19 protein-coding genes are annotated in these 18,361 nt (G+C 58.8%); 2 read left to right on the forward strand and 17 right to left on the reverse strand.

The window, feature by feature from the left end; genetic code table 11:
* Window positions 1–130: 130 nt before the first annotated feature.
* The 5 genes from AC07TV_RS15525 to AC07TV_RS15545 form a co-directional block, all read right to left on the reverse strand.
* Entirely contained in the window at window positions 131–1,840 is a 1,710-nt protein-coding gene (locus AC07TV_RS15525) for a hypothetical protein (protein WP_494649272.1), read from the reverse strand.
* Between the two features lie 898 nt (window positions 1,841–2,738).
* A complete protein-coding gene (locus AC07TV_RS15530) occupies window positions 2,739–3,254 on the reverse strand; it encodes a hypothetical protein (protein WP_494649273.1) in 516 nt (171 codons plus the stop codon).
* The gene (locus tag AC07TV_RS15535) at window positions 3,251–4,423 is read right to left on the reverse strand and encodes a hypothetical protein (RefSeq protein ID WP_494649274.1); all 1,173 of its coding nucleotides are present in this window, start codon (window positions 4,421–4,423) and stop codon (window positions 3,251–3,253) included. Before AC07TV_RS15535 ends, AC07TV_RS15530 begins: the two co-directional genes overlap by 4 nt.
* 5 nt (window positions 4,424–4,428) lie before the next feature.
* Window positions 4,429–4,803, reverse strand: a complete 375-nt coding sequence (locus AC07TV_RS15540; RefSeq protein WP_494649275.1) for an ASCH domain-containing protein — start codon at window positions 4,801–4,803, stop codon at window positions 4,429–4,431.
* On the reverse strand, window positions 4,769–5,836 hold the full coding sequence (locus AC07TV_RS15545; RefSeq protein ID WP_494649276.1) for a hypothetical protein: 1,068 nt from the start codon (window positions 5,834–5,836) through the stop codon (window positions 4,769–4,771). The genes AC07TV_RS15540 and AC07TV_RS15545 overlap by 35 nt, the downstream gene beginning before the upstream one ends.
* A gap of 550 nt (window positions 5,837–6,386) precedes the next feature.
* Between AC07TV_RS15545 and AC07TV_RS15550 the strand changes: the two genes are divergently transcribed.
* Window positions 6,387–6,785: a GFA family protein gene (locus AC07TV_RS15550; protein WP_226496770.1), complete on the forward strand. Its 399-nt coding sequence runs from the start codon at window positions 6,387–6,389 to the stop codon at window positions 6,783–6,785.
* Between the two features lie 63 nt (window positions 6,786–6,848).
* Here the strand turns inward: AC07TV_RS15550 and AC07TV_RS15555 are convergent, their stop codons facing one another.
* The 5 genes from AC07TV_RS15555 to rapZ form a co-directional block, all read right to left on the reverse strand.
* On the reverse strand, window positions 6,849–7,481 hold the full coding sequence (locus AC07TV_RS15555; protein ID WP_494649277.1) for an LON peptidase substrate-binding domain-containing protein: 633 nt from the start codon (window positions 7,479–7,481) through the stop codon (window positions 6,849–6,851).
* Between the two features lies 1 nt (window position 7,482).
* Entirely contained in the window at window positions 7,483–8,094 is a 612-nt protein-coding gene (locus tag AC07TV_RS15560; RefSeq protein ID WP_494649278.1) for a flavin prenyltransferase UbiX, read from the reverse strand.
* Window positions 8,087–8,623, reverse strand: a complete 537-nt coding sequence (locus tag AC07TV_RS15565; RefSeq protein WP_494649279.1) for a Gx transporter family protein — start codon at window positions 8,621–8,623, stop codon at window positions 8,087–8,089. Before AC07TV_RS15565 ends, AC07TV_RS15560 begins: the two co-directional genes overlap by 8 nt.
* Window positions 8,604–8,978 carry a NusG domain II-containing protein gene (locus AC07TV_RS15570; RefSeq protein ID WP_494649280.1) on the reverse strand — a complete coding sequence of 125 codons (375 nt, stop codon included), beginning with the start codon at window positions 8,976–8,978 and terminating at the stop codon, window positions 8,604–8,606. Before AC07TV_RS15570 ends, AC07TV_RS15565 begins: the two co-directional genes overlap by 20 nt.
* Before the next feature lie 78 nt (window positions 8,979–9,056).
* Window positions 9,057–9,902, reverse strand: coding sequence for an RNase adapter RapZ (rapZ, locus tag AC07TV_RS15575; RefSeq protein ID WP_494649281.1), 846 nt, complete (start codon window positions 9,900–9,902; stop codon window positions 9,057–9,059).
* A 181-nt stretch (window positions 9,903–10,083) separates the two neighbouring features.
* Between rapZ and AC07TV_RS15580 the strand changes: the two genes are divergently transcribed.
* The gene (locus tag AC07TV_RS15580; protein WP_494649282.1) at window positions 10,084–11,268 is read left to right on the forward strand and encodes a M20 aminoacylase family protein; all 1,185 of its coding nucleotides are present in this window, start codon (window positions 10,084–10,086) and stop codon (window positions 11,266–11,268) included.
* 68 nt (window positions 11,269–11,336) lie between these two features.
* On the opposite strand, the gene AC07TV_RS15585 is transcribed toward AC07TV_RS15580, so the two are convergent.
* From AC07TV_RS15585 to AC07TV_RS15615, 7 genes are read right to left on the reverse strand one after another with little or no spacing between them, the layout of a single operon-like run.
* Window positions 11,337–12,950 (reverse strand): methyl-accepting chemotaxis protein, encoded by a 1,614-nt coding sequence (locus AC07TV_RS15585; protein WP_494649283.1) that lies wholly within the window; start codon window positions 12,948–12,950, stop codon window positions 11,337–11,339.
* A 57-nt stretch (window positions 12,951–13,007) separates the two neighbouring features.
* Complete coding sequence (locus tag AC07TV_RS15590) at window positions 13,008–13,931, reverse strand: MBL fold metallo-hydrolase (protein WP_494649284.1); 924 nt, start codon at window positions 13,929–13,931, stop codon at window positions 13,008–13,010.
* Window positions 13,928–14,104 (reverse strand): hypothetical protein, encoded by a 177-nt coding sequence (locus AC07TV_RS15595; RefSeq protein WP_494649285.1) that lies wholly within the window; start codon window positions 14,102–14,104, stop codon window positions 13,928–13,930. Before AC07TV_RS15595 ends, AC07TV_RS15590 begins: the two co-directional genes overlap by 4 nt.
* Window positions 14,101–14,313 carry a DUF1289 domain-containing protein gene (locus tag AC07TV_RS15600; RefSeq protein ID WP_494649286.1) on the reverse strand — a complete coding sequence of 71 codons (213 nt, stop codon included), beginning with the start codon at window positions 14,311–14,313 and terminating at the stop codon, window positions 14,101–14,103. Before AC07TV_RS15600 ends, AC07TV_RS15595 begins: the two co-directional genes overlap by 4 nt.
* Window positions 14,314–15,303: a hypothetical protein gene (locus tag AC07TV_RS15605; protein WP_494649287.1), complete on the reverse strand. Its 990-nt coding sequence runs from the start codon at window positions 15,301–15,303 to the stop codon at window positions 14,314–14,316. It abuts the gene before it with no gap.
* Window positions 15,300–16,205 (reverse strand): hydroxymethylglutaryl-CoA lyase, encoded by a 906-nt coding sequence (locus AC07TV_RS15610; protein WP_494649288.1) that lies wholly within the window; start codon window positions 16,203–16,205, stop codon window positions 15,300–15,302. The genes AC07TV_RS15605 and AC07TV_RS15610 overlap by 4 nt, the downstream gene beginning before the upstream one ends.
* Before the next feature lie 47 nt (window positions 16,206–16,252).
* Window positions 16,253–18,250 carry an acetyl/propionyl/methylcrotonyl-CoA carboxylase subunit alpha gene (locus AC07TV_RS15615; protein ID WP_494649289.1) on the reverse strand — a complete coding sequence of 666 codons (1,998 nt, stop codon included), beginning with the start codon at window positions 18,248–18,250 and terminating at the stop codon, window positions 16,253–16,255.
* Between the last annotated feature and the right edge of the window lie 111 nt (window positions 18,251–18,361).

Here is an 18,361-nt window from a genome sequence, read left to right on the forward strand (position 1 = left end):
CCCCCTTTATTTACCCACTTGTCCTTAATTTGGATAAACCGTTAGTGCGGCTTGAATTCTAGATGCTAGGTTCGCGGCTCTCGGCCGGCGCTGCTATTCTGTCGTGACAAGTTGCGAGGGCATCTGGCGGCTAAACTTTTACGTAGTGTTGTTGGACTCGCCATTGCGTTCCTGCGCGCTCAAGATCAGCCTCGAAAGGAAACGACAGTCGTACATCACCACTTTCTCTGCCTATCGGACTGCCCGGTACCACTGGATGTATCAGGTCCAGAATAGTATCGACTTTGTCGTGGGTAGGTTGGCTCGTGAACAACACCGAAACGTCGTTCCGGTGGTCGTTGCGAAACAGCGCGACAAACCTGCTGAATTCGGCACGCGGACGCGTCGTATCGTTAGTTGCATGTGACAGCATGAGAAACGACCAGTCATTCTGACTGGGTAATCCGCCAGCTTTAAGCGCCTCATAGAAGCGGTGATTCATGCCGCCATGGTGAGCCACTTGTACCACGTGCAATGGTGTCAGCAGCGCCAGAAGCTCGGGATAGTAGTTTTTGGATCGAGCGGGGGAAAAGTCGGTGAAACCAGCGTCCCCTGTTACCAGAATGGCCTGTTCTTGCAGATGGAAGCGCATCACATAGCTCAAGCGATTGCTGGGTGTGACCGTTCCTGACATCAGGCCTTCGGTTCGGTATGCAAGGATGTAGGTGCCGATCGGCAGCTTCTCGTGTAACTTCGCGATGAGTTCATGAGAAGGCCCCATCAGATGGAATCCCAATTCTCCTTTGGAGCTCGGATTCGCTTCTTGGAACGCCTTGCCATTCCAGCGGAAGTACCGTGGTGCTCCCTGAGGAATGGCTTCGGAAACGATGCGGATGCGTCTGCCTCCAGTTGCATGGCGTCTCTTGATGGCATTCACGACTTCGGCCAAGTTCGTTGCATTGATAGCTTCATTTGCAACCGACTTGCGGATGGTCTCCAGAGCGAGACGGTCGGATCGAAGAATGGCTTCATTGTGCCAGCGGGGTGGCGATCGTTCAAACGCTACGAAGTCATGCCACGCGCTGCCCGGGGGATACATTCTTTCTGAGCGCCAGCCACTTTCGTAGTACTTCAAATGCTCGACAGCGTCGACGAAGCGTTGATCTTGCTCTTCCAGATGCTCATGCTCATGTTCGTCATCGAATTGATTGAGCGCCTGAGCTGCTGCGGAACGCTGTAGCTCAAAATAGCTTGTCATCTGATCAGGGTTCGTCTGTAGTTCTCGCTCCAAAGGCTGAGATTGATTGCGAAGCGCCTTGTGGTCGTCAATCACACGCCCCATTAATTCACCGTAGCTCTCTTGGTGCCACTCGGCCAAACCCTTTTCGTAAACACGGTCCACATCTGCGATGCGCTCAAGTCTTTTTGTGAGGTAGCGCGCTAGAACCGTTTCCCCACCTTCCGCCATGAGGCGCTTCACAAGGCTAGCGTTTCCTCCTGACACGCTGCCTACACTAACCTCACCATCGTCATCCTGAATAGGCGGGAGCCAGATTTCGTCAATCTCCAGATCCAAATTCTCGATGATTGGCACCAGACCGCGAAGATGATCCGCGTCGTAATGTGTGCCGACGATGAGATCCAGCTTAGGTCTTTCCTCGCTGAAATCGGACCAGATGCTTGTCGGCGCACCTGCGGCATCAAATAGTTTTTTGAAGACGTGATTAATCGGGTAGCCGGAGGTTTTGTCTACGCCTGCATCGGCAAGAACACGAACCACTTGACCATTTTCCAACTGAAACTGTAGCAATAATGCGGCGCCCAGTTGAACCTCGAACATGTCGACTTGGATCTTGCCCATCTTTCACTCCATTTTCACGGTTACGGCACGATGTAAGTAGTTTAATTGCATAGCCCTCTTTTATATATAGACACATGGAATATTCACTCAGCGCGTTAGCTCGCCACTGATGCTTGAATTGCTAATCGGCAAACGTTAGGGCTGCCCCATTGACGATAGCGGCTATCGACCACCATTGGTGACCAAACGGTAGGTAATTGAGCGTAGCCGCCCGGTTCAGGCGGGAGTCTTACACCGACCGAGAAATCTGCCGCTCGATGCCCTTTCAGGCTGAGCAGCAAGTACCTGCAGCATAGCTGCCTGATTCCGGGCAAACACTGAAAGTCAGATTAGGCCGATTTCCAGCACTCGTCCAAAACGTGGATTGGAGATGAAAATTCCAAGAGGTACCAACGACGCTGCGATATGGTTTAGAAATCTATTACGCGGCCACTAATCCCTTTAAATAATGAAGTGGGAATTGCTTAAAAGATGTCTGGCGGAACAGTGGTTTTGCCAAGTTATGCGTAAAACTCCAGCCATCAATTGATTGACTGCACATCTGCAAAACAAAAAGCCAACCTTTTCGGGTTGGCTTTTTTGATGTCTGGTCGATATCTGGACAGAGCACGTTCTGGCTTAATCCGGTTGGTTGAGGCGCATCGGTATTTGGGCGACATGAAAAGTCTGATTGAGTAATCTTGAACGAAAGCCCATTTCCCTTAACCGAGAGAGGGAAATGGGGGATTTAACAGACTGTATTTGATGCTACTAAGGCATTTCCACTTTGTCGTTGCTGCCATCAGACACTTCCCGCTCTACGTAGGTGTAGGCTTGCTGCTGTCGGCGTAGATGAAACGGTCCTGCAAGCAACACTAACTGAAACCAATGCTGGATCGCACGTAGCAAGAATAATCCTTCATTGGTGTTGCACCCGCACAGATAAATGGCAAACAGGGGGATGATCAAGTAGCCCGTTGTATGCTAGTTCGTTCACCATTGGGATGTATCTCCCTAGGTAAGCCGCTTCTTGCCCGAAGGCGAAGTACTTAAAAATTCGTTCGAATTTTGGTGCGGCTAGCTCTGATACTGACAACAGAGGACGCTCTGTCCCAAGTAATTCAAATGCTGTTTGAAACAGTCGAACGCCAAGTCCCTTACTCTCGTAATTCGGGCGAACGCGAAGCGTACACAATTTCCTTTCAGTGTCGGTGTGTTTCAATATCATGTAGGCGACGGCTAATGAGGCGCGCTTTTCAATCAGCAACGTGCGTTCCCCTGTATAAATCCCAGGTAGCACCTTTTGGGCAAACCACTGATCGAATAGTGGATAGCTAGATCGTAAAAACTCAGCGTCCTGAGAGATGACGTTAATGGCTTCATTTAAGAGCGAAGGATCTTGGCCTAGAGTATCTTTCGTTAAGAGAAGACTCATTTTTCTTCCCTCTTCAACGTAGTAGGACCACCTGTCTTTCCGCCCTGTTTGCGCTGGTCTGCTGACGGTAATGGTGCCTTTGCCTCTGGGCAGCTAGTTGTGGGCTGTGCCGCTGCAGCGACTGGTGGAAACAGCAAAGCATGGCCGGCTTTGAGACCATCCCACAGCATATTACCCATTGCACCTACAATAAGAGCCACAGCGACGAACTTCCCAACACCAAACTCAACAATCTTGAATCTAGCCAGTGTGCCAAACTCTTTCACGGATGCGGGATTTGCTGATTTCCAGTGATAGCCAAGGCTGTTCTGCACGCGTTTAAGACTTGCATCAAGACTCGTCGTGGTTCCGTAAATCGAGTACTTCGCCCAAAATTCTTCATCTTCAAGAGAGCGCGATGCCTTAAATAGCTTGTCTTGGAAGATGATGTCTTTAGCCCGCGATCGCATTAGGAAAAGGTGCACCTTGGAGAAGTCAAGGAAGCTCCCAATTGTGCCTTCAAGGCCGGGTGGGGCGCCGCGTCTTACATTGATGCGGAAGTCAATGTCTTCTGTTCTTTGCCACGATGGCTGCCACCACTTCTCGGTATTTTGTCCGGTGCCTACGCAGTAAAAATCCCTCTTAAACTCAAGTAGACGAAATCGGATATACACACGCTCAATAGAGTGCCCCGTGGAATTTGCGACTATCTTCCCACGCTGAATCAGCGATTGGATTGAAATTGACAGGGCGTCATGGCCAGAATGCTTAGTTTCAGCAATGGCACCTTCTACACTCACGATAGCAAAGTTCTTGCTTCGCCCAGAAGGGTCATAAACGACAGCATCTTTGCCTTGAGTACCCATTGAAGCGACAGCCCAACTCTCGTTAAATATTGCCGGGACTGCTTGGGGTTGCGACACAACCGACGATAGGTCTTTTACTGTGGACAAGTTAATTTTTATAGGAAAAATTAACTCGATTGATGTCGTCTGATCATTCACGTCGAGCATTAGCCCGATGTCCAGCAAGGAATCAGCAGTATTTGCTTTCTTACTTGATTCCTGCTCCCAGATATTTAGGTGAATCTCGGGTAATACGAAAGGAGAATTGGTCGGGGCTATCCAGCCAGACGGGTGTCGGGCGAAGCAAAGCAAACCATACGTCGGGGGGACGGTGCTAGTAGCCATACTTCTCAAACGTAGCAGAATGATTGGGGTGGGGTATTCGAACTGACGTAGTTCGATAAAGGCTGGGATTTTGAAAAGCGAACCGGATTCGAAACCTTAATGGCAAACGCCTTTTCCCTGTCCTTAAAATACGTATCGAACTTTTCCTTTGTCACTCCTGCAAGAAACTCTGTTTTGGCCCAGAGCTCATTTGGAGAATCAACGTAGATATCCTCGATTTCAAACTTCCCTATCACACGTGAAATAGGTGAAGTTGCGTAGACGACTATTTCTCGGACATCTTTCTTGAATAGGACGCGTCGAAATTCAAAACCTTTGCGCCCATCAAAAATGGCATTGGCGTATTCAGGATGAATAGACAAGAGAATTCGCTTTTTCATGATCGCCGGAAAGCTGAAGAATGCTGTTAAGTTGTTGTGTCGAAATTTGAAAGAAACCCCAATATCCATTGATGTCTAGGCCTACTTGCTCGACGAGTGCCTGACGGTTTGGGCGTTTGTGAAATGCAATATTGTAAGTAAATCGTATTATCCAAGGATATCGTCGTCGCTGGTATAGGTTTCTTAGCTCGGTCTCCGTGAAAATGCTATAGGGAGCGCAGTAGGCCAGAAACTGATCTACAGTAGGAAAGTGACTGATATTGGTTAGCTCCTCTACGACGCATAACGATGTTACGACTGAGGTGTAGTAGGCTGGCCCACCTTCCGCGGTTCGGTAAATGAGTAACGTATCTCCACGCTTTAACTGATCTATGCCCTTCATCGCAGCCAAGTAGATTTTGTGGATGCTGTTGCTATGTGAGACATCCTGCAATATAGAAGAGCTCTCCGTTTTCAGCAGGGAGTCGGGTAGCAAACGAGAGTGCCATTCGGGGTACAGTGACAGAATGAAGTGTCTATTGTTTGTTATCGGAATACGAGGGTAGTCAAGCACCACGTCGCCGACTACGAAGTCAAGCTGCCGTTCGAAAACTAACTCTTCTCCGTTTTCTGTTTGTTTGACTGCACGCCGTACGAAGCCATACTTCATGAACAGCTCGACCAAAGCGGTATGCTTTTCAAAAATCGTCACATAAAGGGCGTTCACCCGCTCTTGTACCGCAACGTCAAATGCCCTCTTAATGAATCGCTCGCCTAAACGTGTGCCGTGTGGGTTGACCTTGAAAGTCCCAATTTTCAGCCGGCGGGCATGGGGCAATTGCGGATTTGTATCTAGGATCGGCTCATCCTCTATTTTGAGATACAAAAAACCGTCCAGCAGGCCTGCGTCGTTCCGGAACGTAAACGCTTGGTGAGCCCCCTTTTTCTTGAACCATTCGCCAAACTCAGCGTAATCGGCCTTCAAGGAGTCGAAAAAGGGGTCCTCAAACCAAATGTTCTCGAAGCGTTCTAAATGTAGGAGACTGTCTTCCATATTGTGCCTTTGGGCTCTTTGCAGCCGTGCCATGATTATTGAGAACAACAAAACTACTATCAATGTGATGCTAGCATGGTTATGCGATTGGGATTGAGTCGGCGGTAAACGTCAGCCAAAGCGTTTGCTGGGGGCCGGTGACTTGTCTGTCTCCACTGGGTACCACAGCCATGAGGCTATTCCGTTTAGTGCCATCAACGCCTGTATCGACGGTTTAGACGACCAAATTCCTATTCCAGCAAAAGCCTTCAAGGCGGCATTCCGTGGTCTGTCGGAAAATAACCTTGGCCTTCTCGTTGCGGTATTGCGCCATAAAAGTTAGTTGCTACCCGTAATGGTGTGACAGCTTCCAATCTCGCCATGGACATTTGAATTTTGGCCACTTTTTCCGGTTGACCGTGGAATCGGGCTGGCGACAGGGGGATGCCAATTAAAAGAAATCAGACAATGGTTTAGATCGAGAAAACCAGCCGGATTCGCGGTAATAATGGATGCGCAGGAACCTGCCACTTCCGGGTGGCGTTTTCTCTTCATATAAAAAGGAGACATCATGATTTTTGAAGGTGGTTGTTACTGCGGCGAGGTGCGTTATCGGGTCGAAGGCGAGCCGGTTCTGGAGGGGCAGTGTCACTGTCGCCAGTGTCAATACATCACGGGGGGCGAGCCGAATACGTTCATCGCTGTCCCGTCGAGCGGCTTTGCTTACACCAAGGGCAATCCGGCCTCATTTACGCGCAGCGATGTGCCCAATGCGGTGACGCGCCGGTTTTGCCCGAACTGTGGCACGGCGATTGGTACTGAGATTCCGGGTGGGCTGATGGCGGTGAAGGTTGGCACGATGGATGAGCCGGCCCGTTTTGTGCCCAAGGTCGCGATTTTTACGGTGGACAAGCAAGCGTTCCACATGATTCCGGAGGGCCTTCCCAGCTTCGAGAGAATGCCGGGCTGAGTTTTCATTTCAGACATTCACCCCCGGCAAGCTGTCGGGGGGTGTAACCAAAGCAATTGGTTTTCAGCCGAGCAGTTTCCGCTGGTCGAGGTATTTTTCGAGGATTTCCAGGCGGGCGAGCGGGTCGTCGAGTTCGAGCAGTTTTTGCTTGGCGAGGTTCTGGATGGGCAGGACTTCGGTGATGCGGAAGCCGACCCATTCGGCTTCGTCGTAGCGGTGCGGTTCGGGCAGGCGTTCGTTGCCGAGGTCGTCGACGACGCGGCGGAGCAGCGGGACGAGGCGCTGGCGTTCGGGCGGTAGCGGTGTCGGGCCGGTTTCGGCCAGCAGTTCGACGCTGGCTTCAAGCTGGTTGTTGGCGCCGACGCTGGTTTCGATGATGCGGAAGCGGCGGCTGCCGTGGGCGGTGATCATCAGGATGCCGAGCTGTTCCATCTCCCAGTCGCCGATGGTGGCCAGCGTGCCGACGGGGTGCGGTTCGGCGGTGGCACCGACTTCGCTGCCTTTTTCGATGAGGCAGACGCCGAAGGGCGAGCCGTCTTTCATGCAGGCGGCGGCCATGTCGAGGTAGCGTTGCTCGAAGATCTTGAGCGGCAGCACGCTACCGGGGAAGAGCACGGTGCTGAGCGGGAAGAGCGGGATGCGCATTGTTTCGACGGCATTGCCGGTCGGCGAGCGGACGAAGTCGAACCAGCCCATGTCAGCGCTCCTCGCCCCAGCGCTGCATCAGCGTGTGCGGCACGCCGATCTGGTCAAGGATGCGGGCGACGACGAAATCGACGATGTCCTGGACGCTTTGCGGGTGGTGGTAGAAGCCGGGGCTGGGCGGTAGGATGACGGCGCCGGCGCGGCTGAGGCGCAGCATGTTTTCGAGATGGATGGCCGAGAACGGCGTTTCACGCGGGACCAGGACGAGCTTGCGGCCTTCTTTCATGACGACGTCGGCGGCGCGTTCGATCAGGTTGTCGGCCAGGCCCTGGGCGATGGCGGCCAGCGTGCCCATGCTGCACGGGCAGACGACCATGGCGTCGGGCGGGTTGGAGCCGGAGGCGACCGGGGCGAACCATTCTTCGCGGCCGAAAACAGCCAGTTTTTCCGGGTTGACCGCAGGATAGCGGGCGAGCAGGGCGGTCTTGGCATCGCTCGGGCGCGACGGCAGTTCGAAATTGAGTTCCTGTCTGGCGACGACTTGCGATGCTTGCGAATAGAGCAACTGCACCTTGCAGCCGGCGTCGAGCAGGCATTCGAGCAGGCGCAGGCCGTAGGGCATGCCGGAGGCGCCGGTCAGCGCGAGGCAAATGGTTTTAGGCATTGGGAACTTCCGAAGGCGCTGGTTCAGCCAGCAGTTTAGCCGCGATCAGGCCGTTGATGGTGCCGAAAACCAGCGCCGCGGCGGCGAAGACCGGGGTAAGCAGAAAGACGCCGTCGTGCGGGATGAGCCAGACGCGGGCGAGCAGCAGCTGGCCGCCGATGTGGGCGAAGGCGGCGAGGATGGACAGGCTGACCGGGCCGAACCAGCGCTTGGGCAGATGGCGGGCAAGGCCGAGGGTAAGCAGGCTGAGCGTCGTCCCGGTGAGCGACAGGAAGAAGCCGGGGGCGAGGAAGAAGCCGAGCAGCAGACTGCCGGCCAAAACCCGCAGGGCGCTGACCCAGACCGCCGTGCCCCAGCCGTAGCGGGCCAGCACGACGAGGGTGACGATGTTGGCCAGCCCCGGCTTGACGCCGGGCAGCGGCGACGGGATGGCGGCGTCGACCAGCGACAGGCCGACGGCCGCCGTGGCCAGCCAGGCGACGCGGCGGTCCTCGGCGGTGACGGTGAGTTCAATAACTGATCGAGTCATAGACCTTGGTCCGCCCGGCGATCTGGACGCTGACGCGATTCGGGGCGCAGATGGCGATTTCGCCGGGGCGCATGAGCCAGCCCTGCTTGACGCAATACTGGCGCGGGCTGGGGTCGGAGACGACGCGGGCGCGGCCCGGTTCGACGGCGATCAAGGTGGTGCCGAGCGGCCCGGCGACTTCGAATTGCTTGCGCGCCTTGAGGTCGACTTCGGCAAAGACCTTGCCTTCCTGCCGGATGATGGCGCGGTCGGCCAGACCGCCCTGCCAGAAAACCGGGATGCTGGCGCCGACGGCAGCGGCGCTGAGCAGCATGATCAGCCAGTCGCCGGGGCGGATCAGCGGCAGCCAGCTCATGGCCTTGCCGGGCGCCGGCGCATTTCAATTTTGGCCATTATTTCCGGTTGACCGTGGAATTGGCTGCCCGCAGCACCCTCAGCCGCCAGCCAGCGTACGGTGGCGGACCAGCACCCGGGCCCGCGTGGCGAATTCGTTGGCCAGCCATTCGGCGATGTAAACCGAGCGGTGCTGGCCGCCCGTGCAGCCGATGGCGACGGTCAGGTAATTGCGGTTGTCGCGGATGTAGGCGGGCAGCCAGGTGGCGACGAAGCGGCTGATGTCGTCGCGCATGTGACGGACTTCTTCCTCGGCTTCGAGAAAGTCGATGACCGGCTGGTCCTTGCCGGTCAGGGCGCGCAGTTCCGGGTCGTAGTGCGGGTTGGGCAGGCAGCGCACGTCGAAGACGAGATCGGCATCGAGCGGAATGCCGTGCTTGAAGCCGAAGGATTCGAACATCAGGGTCAGGCCCTGGCCCGGCTCGGCCTCGATGAACTGGCGGACCCATTCGCGCAGGCCGCTGGCCTTCATGCCGCTGGTGTCGATGCGGTGGCCGAGGGTGGAAATCGGCTCGAGCAATTTGTTTTCGGCCCGGATGGCTTCTTCCAGCGTCTGTCCGGCGGTGGCCAGCGGGTGACGCCGGCGCGATTCGGAATAGCGCTTGAGCAGCGTTTCCTCATGCGAAAAGAGAAAGAGGAAGGTGATTTTGACGCCGTCTTCCTTCAATTTGTCGAGCTTGGCCGGCAGCAGTTCGATGCCGTGTCCGGAACGGGCGTCGATGGCAACGGCCACCTTGTCGACATTCTCTTCCTTGAGCATCCCGGCGAGGACCGTCAGCATGATCACCGGCAGGTTGTCCACGCAGTAATAGCCGGCGTCTTCAAGCAGGTTCAGGGCGACGGACTTGCCGGAACCGGAAAGTCCGCTGATCAGTATGAGTTCCATGGAGGCAGAGCATAATCAAGGCGGCGCCCGGTATCAACCCGCGGCATAATATAAAGCCAGCAGTCCTTGGCAGCTTGCATGGTCATTCCCGCGAAAGCGGGAATCCGGTTCAAGCATGGACTCCCGCTTTCGCGGGCGTGACAAATCAGGTTGCCGGCGAACAGAAAAACAGGAGATCAACATGACCCCGACAATTCCATTGCTCGACCTGCCATTCCTGGCCGAACTGACCGCGCTGCGCCGCGACATTCACGCCCATCCCGAGCTGGCTTTCAACGAGAACCGGACGGCCGACATCGTTGCCCGCGAACTCGAGCGCTACGGCCTGGAAGTCCATCGCGGCATCGCCAAAACCGGCGTCGTTGGCGTCTTGCGGGCCGGTACATCGACCAAAATGGTCGGCCTGCGCGCCGACATGGATGCCCTGCCGCTGGCCGAAATGAACGAATTCCCGCATCACTCCAAGCACGCCGGGAAAATGCACGCCTGCGGCCACGACGGCCATACCGCCATGCTGCTCGGCGCTGCCCGCCATTTGGCCCAGCATCCCGATTTTGACGGCGTCGCGGTCTTCATCTTCCAGCCGGCCGAAGAATCAGAAGGCGGCGCCGCGGTGATGATCGAGGACGGCCTGTTCGAGCGTTTCCCGGTCGAGGCGGTGTTCGGCCTGCACAACTGGCCGGGCATCCCGGTCGGCGAGATGGCCGTCATGCCCGGGCCGGTCATGGCCGGCACCTGCGCTTTCGAGATTTTCGTGCGCGGCCACGGCTGTCATGCCGCCATGCCGCATCAGGGCGTCGATTCCATCGTCGCCGGCTCGCAGCTGGTGCTGGCGCTGCAGACGGTGGTCAGCCGCACGCTGCACCCATGTGAATCGGCCGTGGTCAGCGTCACGCAATTCCATGCCGGCGAGGCGTGGAACATCATTCCCGAAGAGGTGGTTTTGCGCGGCACCATCCGCAGCTTCAAGCCGGAGGTGCAGGAAAATATCGAACGCGCCGTTGAGCGCCTGTGCAGCGGCATCGCCGCGGCCAACGGGGCGCAGATCAGTGTCCAGTTCGATCACCGCTATCCGCCTACGGTCAACAGCGTCAACGAGGCCAAATTCTGCCGCGAAGTCGCCGCCGAAGTGTTCAAGCCGGAACGCGTGCTGACCGACATCCTGCCCTCGATGGGCGCCGAGGATTTCGCCTACATGCTCAACGAAAAGCCGGGCTGCTACGTCTGGCTCGGCAACGGCCCGGGCACCGGCGGCTGCACGCTGCACAACCCACACTACGATTTCAACGATGAACTGCTGACCCTCGGCGCCAGCTACTGGGTGCGCCTCGTCCAGCGTTACCTGCCGACAAAGCCGGCGGCCTGAATCTGCTTTCACGGGCGAAAAAAAAAGCGGCGTTGAACGCCGCTTTTTAGCGCTGGGCGCCGCCCGGCCTAGAGCTTGAAGCGGGCAACCTGCTGGTTCAATTCGCCGGCCATGCCTTTCAGGCGTTCTGCCGATGCGACGACGTCGCGCATGGCGCGGGCCCCTTCTTCGATCAGGTTGCGAACTTCGCCGATGTGCGTCTGCATCGTTCCTTCGTTCTGATATTCGACGCTGATGGCATCGGTAATGCGCGCCACCACCTGCGTTACCTCGAGCGAACTGGTGTTCATCTGGTCGAAGGCGTCGCGCGCCTGGTTGGATAGCTCGACGCTGCCATCGACCTGCCGCATGCCGGATTCCATGGCATCGACGGCGCGTGCCGTGCCGGTGTGGATGCTGTCGACCATGGCGGAAATTTCGGCGGTCGATTTTGTCGTGCGTTCGGCCAGCTTGCGCACCTCGTCGGCGACCACGGCAAAGCCGCGCCCCTGTTCGCCGGCCCGCGCCGCTTCGATGGCGGCATTGAGGGCAAGCAGGTTGGTCTGGCTGGCGATGTCGGAGATGACGCCGAGGATGGAATTGATCTGGGCGGACAGCGTGCCCAGTTCGCGGATGTGGGTGGCCGTAACCTGCACCGAACTGGCCATCGATTTGGTTTCTTCGGCGGCCTTGCTGGCCAGCGCCGCGCCACTCCCCGAAATTTTGCTCGACCCCTGAACGATCTGCTCGGCTTCCCTGACGGCATTCATGACCTGACCGAGGCTTTCGGAGAGCACTTCGCCATTGCTGACCATGCTGCGGGCGACATCCAGTTGCTGATCGCTGCCGCTGGCTACCTGCGAGGTGGCCGACGCCATCTGGGTCGCCGTCTGGGCGACGTCGTTCGCATGCCTGGCCAGTGTGCTGACCAGCTCGCGCAGGTGCACCTGCATGGCGGACAGCCCGGCCAGCAGGCTGTCACGGTCATCATCGGCAATGGCGATTGGCTGCGTCAGGTCGCCGGTGGCGATCGCGTTGGCCACCTGACGGGCGTAGCCCGGCTCGCCGCCGAGTTGGCGGCGAACATAGGCCAGCGTGGTGATGACGCTGGCGATGCCGACCAGAATGGCCAGCGCCGACAGCGCCAGCACAATGTTGCCGGCCTGTTCGGCCTTGCCGGCAACTTCAAGGCGCTGGGCGCTGGTTGCCTTGTCGATGACCTCGAGGTCATCGAGCAGGGCCTTCTTCAAGGCCCGCCAGGCGGGGGTTTCCTTGCTGTTGATCAGGCTCTTGGCGTCATCGGTGCGGCCCGACTTGATGGCGGCGAGAACTTCCGTCTGGGCATCGGCCTGGGCCTGGGCGAGCGGTCCGAGGCGGGCCAGCGAACTGCTGAAACCGTCGACCGACGCGGCGGCACTGGTGGCGCGTTCGCGCGCCGCGGCGAAGTCCTTGCGGGCTTTTTCGAGATTGTCGAAAGCCTTGGGATTGCTCGGGTCGAGGACAATGTTGCGTATCGCCTGACCCATTTGCAGACCCTGGCTGTACATGTCCTGATAGCCGTGCTGCAGGGCGCCGATGCCATCAAGGAAGCTGCCGAAACGGGCCGAGGTGCTGCGCAGGCCACTGTTGGCGACGACAACGGCAGCAATGAAAGCGGCCATGATCAAGGCCATGCCAAGCAACAGTCGGTTACGGAAGCTCATGGCCCTACCCCTTTGGTAATATTAGAGTTTCATTGTACGGCTTGGTTGTTTCGGCTGCTAGCGCGATCCGCCGGCGGTGATCATTCCATCGGTGAGCCGGAGGGCATTGACCAGCAGCAGCTCGCGTTCGAGGCCGGCGACCAGGCGCTCGTCGGAGAGGTTCAGAAAGCGGGCGTTGACGTCGACGGCGAACGGCAGAGAGAGCACGAAGGCAGGGAAGTCGGCTTTCGGCAACTGGCGTTTTTCCATCATTGCGAAGGAGACGATGACCTTGATGGCATGCCAGGCCAGTTGCCCGATATTGCTGCGGAAGTTGCCGAGGCGCCGGAAAGCCCGTTCAAAAGCCGCGTCGACCGTGGAAAACGGCTTGCCGTGGCCGGGGATGACGATGTCGATGGGCAGCCGGGCGAGCATTTCGAGCGTTTCCTGCGCGCTGGCCAAGCCGTCGGCTTCGCCGAGCAGTTCCGGAAAAATGACGCCGAAGCCGTTTTCCCACAACGCATCGCCGGAAATCAGGATGCGTTTTTCCGGGTTGTAATAGGCCAGCGCCTCCATGTCGTGGCCGGGTACGGCCAGCGCCTGCCAGTTGAGGCCACCCATTTCGACTTCGTCGTTGGCGTCGATCAACCGGTCGTGCTGGAAGCGCGCGCTTTGCTGGCCGAGCGGCGAGAGCAGCAGGGCATCCTTGTCCCACTCGGCAATGACGGCGTGCAGGCCGGCCGGGACGATGATCTCGCAGTCGAAGGCTACCTTGAGCGCGGCATTGCCGCCGATGTGGTCGGAGTGCGAGTGGGTGTTGATCAGGCGGCTCAGGTTGCGGCCGGCCAGGGCGTGATGGACCAGATCGACCGTCTGTTCGGCATGCGTGACATAGCCGCTATCGACCAGCGTGGCCTGGTCGCCGTCAAAAAACAGGATGTTGTTGGCCGACAGCCAGCCGCGTTCGAGGACGAGCAGGCTGGCCGGAAGGTCCGGGTTCATTCCGGTTTTTCCGGGCTACCGTCGGGATTGGCCGGCTGCATTGTCGTCGGCACGGCCAGCTCGGCCACGATGTCCGGCGCGCTCAGCGGCGGCCGGCCGCAGCCGAGGCAATAGCCGGAATCGGGGTCGGCCATGCAGATGCCGACGCATTGGTAGAGTTCTTCGTCGTTCATTTTGCGTTGCCGTTGCCGTTGCTGTGTATGCCGCATTCCTGCGGGGCCTGTTCGCGGCGTCGCCGGGCGACGTTGGCCAGGATGTGCTGCTGCCCGGCGTCGTCGAGGCGCGACCAGGCCGTGATTTCATCGATAGTGCGCAAGCAGCCCTGGCACAGGCCGTTGCTCGCATCCATCTTGCAGATATTGATGCAGGGAGAGGTGATCATTTAAATGAGCATGAAGCGGTGTTGCTGGTCGCGGACCATTTCAACGGCTTCGAGGGCTTCGTCGCGACTGATTCTGGCCAGCATGGCCAGATGAAGACGGCGGTCACGGGCAGTTAGTTCCGGGAAGTTGAGGGTATGGGCGTTGATGTCCTCGTTGCCGTCGTCGCTGACAACACCCTGGCGGTCGACCGTGATGCTGACTGGGGTCAGGTGCAGGGCCGGCTCGGGCGACTTGAGGTAGTCGGCGAGTGCGTGGACCAGATGTTCGGGCATCAGCGATTCGGCAGTGTGGCGCAGTTTGGCGTCGAGTTCGGCCAGGTGACGGGTGCCGACTTCGAGGGCATGGCCGCCCGAGGTGCCGCGCAGGACGGTGAGATGGGCGCGCTCGACTGAGACGTCGGCACGCAGGCCTTCGCGCTCGTCGCGCAGGGCCTTGACGTGGGCGTGGAAGGTGTGGAGCAGGCTTTCGAGGGCTTTGCAGCGCAGGCCGTGCCGGGTGGTTTCGAGTTGGCAGCTCGGCTCGATCAGCGTCTGGCCGGAGAAAAAGAGTACGAGCTGGGGGACATCGCTGCGGATGACATCGCCCTGTTGCGCCAAGCCGAGCTGCTTTTTCTGTTGCCGGCGGGCAGCGAACATGGCGTAGAAATATTCGCTTTCCCAACTGCACGGCTCGGCGAGAAAGTCGCGCACGGCCTGGCTGCGGCCGAGCATCTGGTCGATGTCGCCGGCCGTGGCGAACAGCGCGTGCACCAGCGGATCGTCAGCGAAGGCCTTGCGGTTGATGTCGATCGGGCCGGGCAGCGAGGCGACCAGCCCGTCGCAGTAGCCCAGCGCATAGTCGACCGGGCCGCTCAGGTGTTTTTCGAAACCCGGGGCAGCCTTGAGCATCGGGTCCACCATCTCGGCCACCCGGTCGAGCGCCTTGCGCAGGGACGGATCCAGCGGCGGCGCAGGCTTGAGAAAATCAGCGACGGTGGAAAGAAGGCTCACTCGGACCTGGCACAAAGGGCCCGGCCGGCCTTGGCGCCATTCGGGCGGTTGATGGCGCTGGAAATCCAGTCGCCGACAGCTGCCAGTTTAGCCAGATCGATGCCGGTTTCAATGCCCATGCCCTGCAATAAATAAACAACGTCCTCGGTTGCCACGTTGCCGGAGGCGCCTTTGGCGTAAGGGCAGCCGCCAAGGCCGGCGATCGAGCTGTCGAATACGGCCATGCCCATCTGCAGCGAGGCGTAGATGTTGGCGATGGCCATGCCGTAGGTGTCGTGATAATGGCCGGCCAGTTTTTCGATGGGGAGCAGTTTGGCGCAGGCTTCGATCAGCCGTTTGACCGAGGCCGGATTGCCGACGCCGATGGTGTCGCCGAGCGAAACTTCGTAGCAGCCCATGTCGAACAGGGTTTTGGCGACTTCGGCGGTTTTTTTCGGATCGACGGCGCCTTCGTAGGGGCAGCCGACGACGCAGGAAACATAGCCGCGGACCGGTATTTCCAGTGCTGAAGCGGCCGAAACCACGGGTTCGAAGCGTTTCAGGCTCTCGGCAATCGAGCAATTGATGTTTTTCCGGGAAAAACTCTCGGAGGCAGCGCCAAATATGGCAACTTCGGTTGCGCCAGCTTCAATGGCTGCATCAAAACCTTGCAAATTTGGCGTTAAAACCGGGTAGACCGTGGCAGCGTGGCGTTTGATGCCACGCATGACCGCCGCATTGTCGCCCATCTGTGGCACCCATTTCGGCGAGACGAAGGAGGTCGCTTCGATGGCACGCAGGCCGGCATCGGCGAGGCGTTCGATCAGTTCGATCTTGATCGCCGTCGGGACTACCTGCGCTTCATTCTGCAATCCGTCGCGCGGGCCGACTTCGACGATTTTTACCTTGCTGGGCAGCTTCATGGGAGTACCTCGTTAACTCCCTCCTCTTGTAGGGGAGGGAACTTGGTTTAGTTCGGCTCGAATTCGACCAGTTCGGCACCATCGGCGACCTGCTCGCCGGCAGCGTAGCAGAAAGTCTTGACGGTTCCGGCGGCGGGGGCGGTGATGGTGTGTTCCATTTTCATCGCTTCGAGGATGAGTAGCGGGGCGCCTTTTTCGACCTTCTGGCCGGGTTGGGCGAGCAGGGCGACGACCTTGCCGGGCATCGGTGCGGTCAGCCCGCCGCCTTGGGCGCCGCCAGCTTCAACCAGATGCAGCGGGTCATCACGGAGAAGTGAGTACGTGCTTCCATTGAGGAAGATGCTGCGCTTGTCATCGACCGCGACGACGCTGGGCATCAGACGGCGGTCGTCCAGTTCGACGGCAAAGCGGTCGCCTTCGAGTTTCTTGCCACGGGCCAGCGTGGTCTGGCCGTTGATGGTGATCTGCCATTTGTCACCCTGGTAGCGAACCATGGCTTCGATCAGGCTGTCACCATCGCGGAAGCCGATCAGGCGGGCGGCCGAGAGGTTCATGCGCCAGCCGTCGCGGGCATGCCATGGCGAGCAGGGGTCGCCGCTGGTTTTGGCGGCCTGTTTGGCTGCGTGCTGTTCCCAGAGTAGTTCGCCGACCGTGGCGACGAGCAGCGCATCGCGCGGCACGGCCTGGGCGGCGGGGAAAAGAAATTCCTTCTGGCGCTCGATCAGGCCGGTGTCGAGGTCGGCGCCGGCAAAGGCCGGACAGGCGACGAGGCGGGAAAGGAAATCGATGTTGGTGGTGACGCCCGCAACCTGATAGTCGGCCAGCGCCTTGCGCATGCGGGCCAGCGCGGCGTCGCGGGTTTCGTCCCAGACGATGAGCTTGGCGATCATCGGGTCGTAGAACGGCGTGATTTCATCGCCTTCCTCGACGCCGGTGTCGACGCGGACGTTGAGGCTTTCGGCCGGCGGCGACAGGCGGACGAGCTTGCCGGTCGAGGGCAGGAAGCCCTTGTTGGCGTCCTCGGCGTAGATACGAGCCTCGAGGGCATGGCCGCGGATCTGCAGTTGTTCCTGGGCGAGCGGCAGCGGCTGGCCGGCGGCGACGCGCAGCTGCCATTCGACGAGATCTTGGCCGGTAATCATTTCGGTGACCGGGTGTTCGACCTGCAGGCGGGTGTTCATTTCCATGAAATAGAACGAGCCATCCTGGTTGGCGATGAACTCGACGGTGCCGGCGCCGACATAACCGACAGCTTTGGCGGCGGCGACGGCGGCCTTGCCCATCTCGTGGCGGCGCGCCTCGGTCATGCCGGGGGCGGGGGCTTCTTCGAGCACCTTCTGGTGGCGGCGCTGCACCGAACAGTCGCGTTCGAAGAGATAGACGCAATCGCCCTGTGTGTCCGCGAAGACCTGGATTTCGATGTGGCGTGGCTTGGTGATGTATTTCTCGATCAGCACGTGCTCGTTGCCGAAGCTGGAGGTTGCTTCGCGCTTGCACGAGGCGAGGGCGTCTAGGAAATCCTCTGTGCGTTCGACCAGGCGCATGCCCTTGCCGCCACCGCCAGCCGCGGCTTTGATCAGTACCGGATAGCCGATGGCGTCGGCTTCCTTGTGCAGTAGTTCCGGCGTCTGGTCATCGCCGTGGTAGCCCGGGGTCAGCGGCACGGCGGCCTTGCCCATCAGTTTCTTGGCTTCGGATTTGGAGCCCATGGCGCGAATGGCCGAGGCCGGCGGGCCGATGAAGGCGATGCCGTTGGCGGCCAGCGCATCGGCGAAATCGGCGTTTTCGGACAGGAATCCGTAGCCGGGATGGACAGCCTGGGCGCCGGTGCGCTTGCAGGCGTCGACGATCCGGTCGGCGACCAGATAGGACTCGCGGGCGGCGGCCGGGCCGAGCAGCACGGCCTCGTCCGCCAGGCGGACATGGCGGGCGTTGGCATCGGCCTCGGAATAAACGGCGACGGTGCGGATGCCCATGCGGCGGGCGGTCTTGATGACCCGGCAAGCGATTTCTCCGCGGTTGGCAATGAGGATTTTGTTAAACATGCTGGGTCTCCCGCGGAGAAATAGCCTGAGCGTGCTGCGCACGCAGGCAATTTGACTTCGTCGCTGCGCCGCTGAGCGGCTGGTCGCCTCTATTTGCAATCAGGATCTTAT

Source organism: Azonexus sp. GW821-FHT04F04 (genome assembly GCF_059420025.1).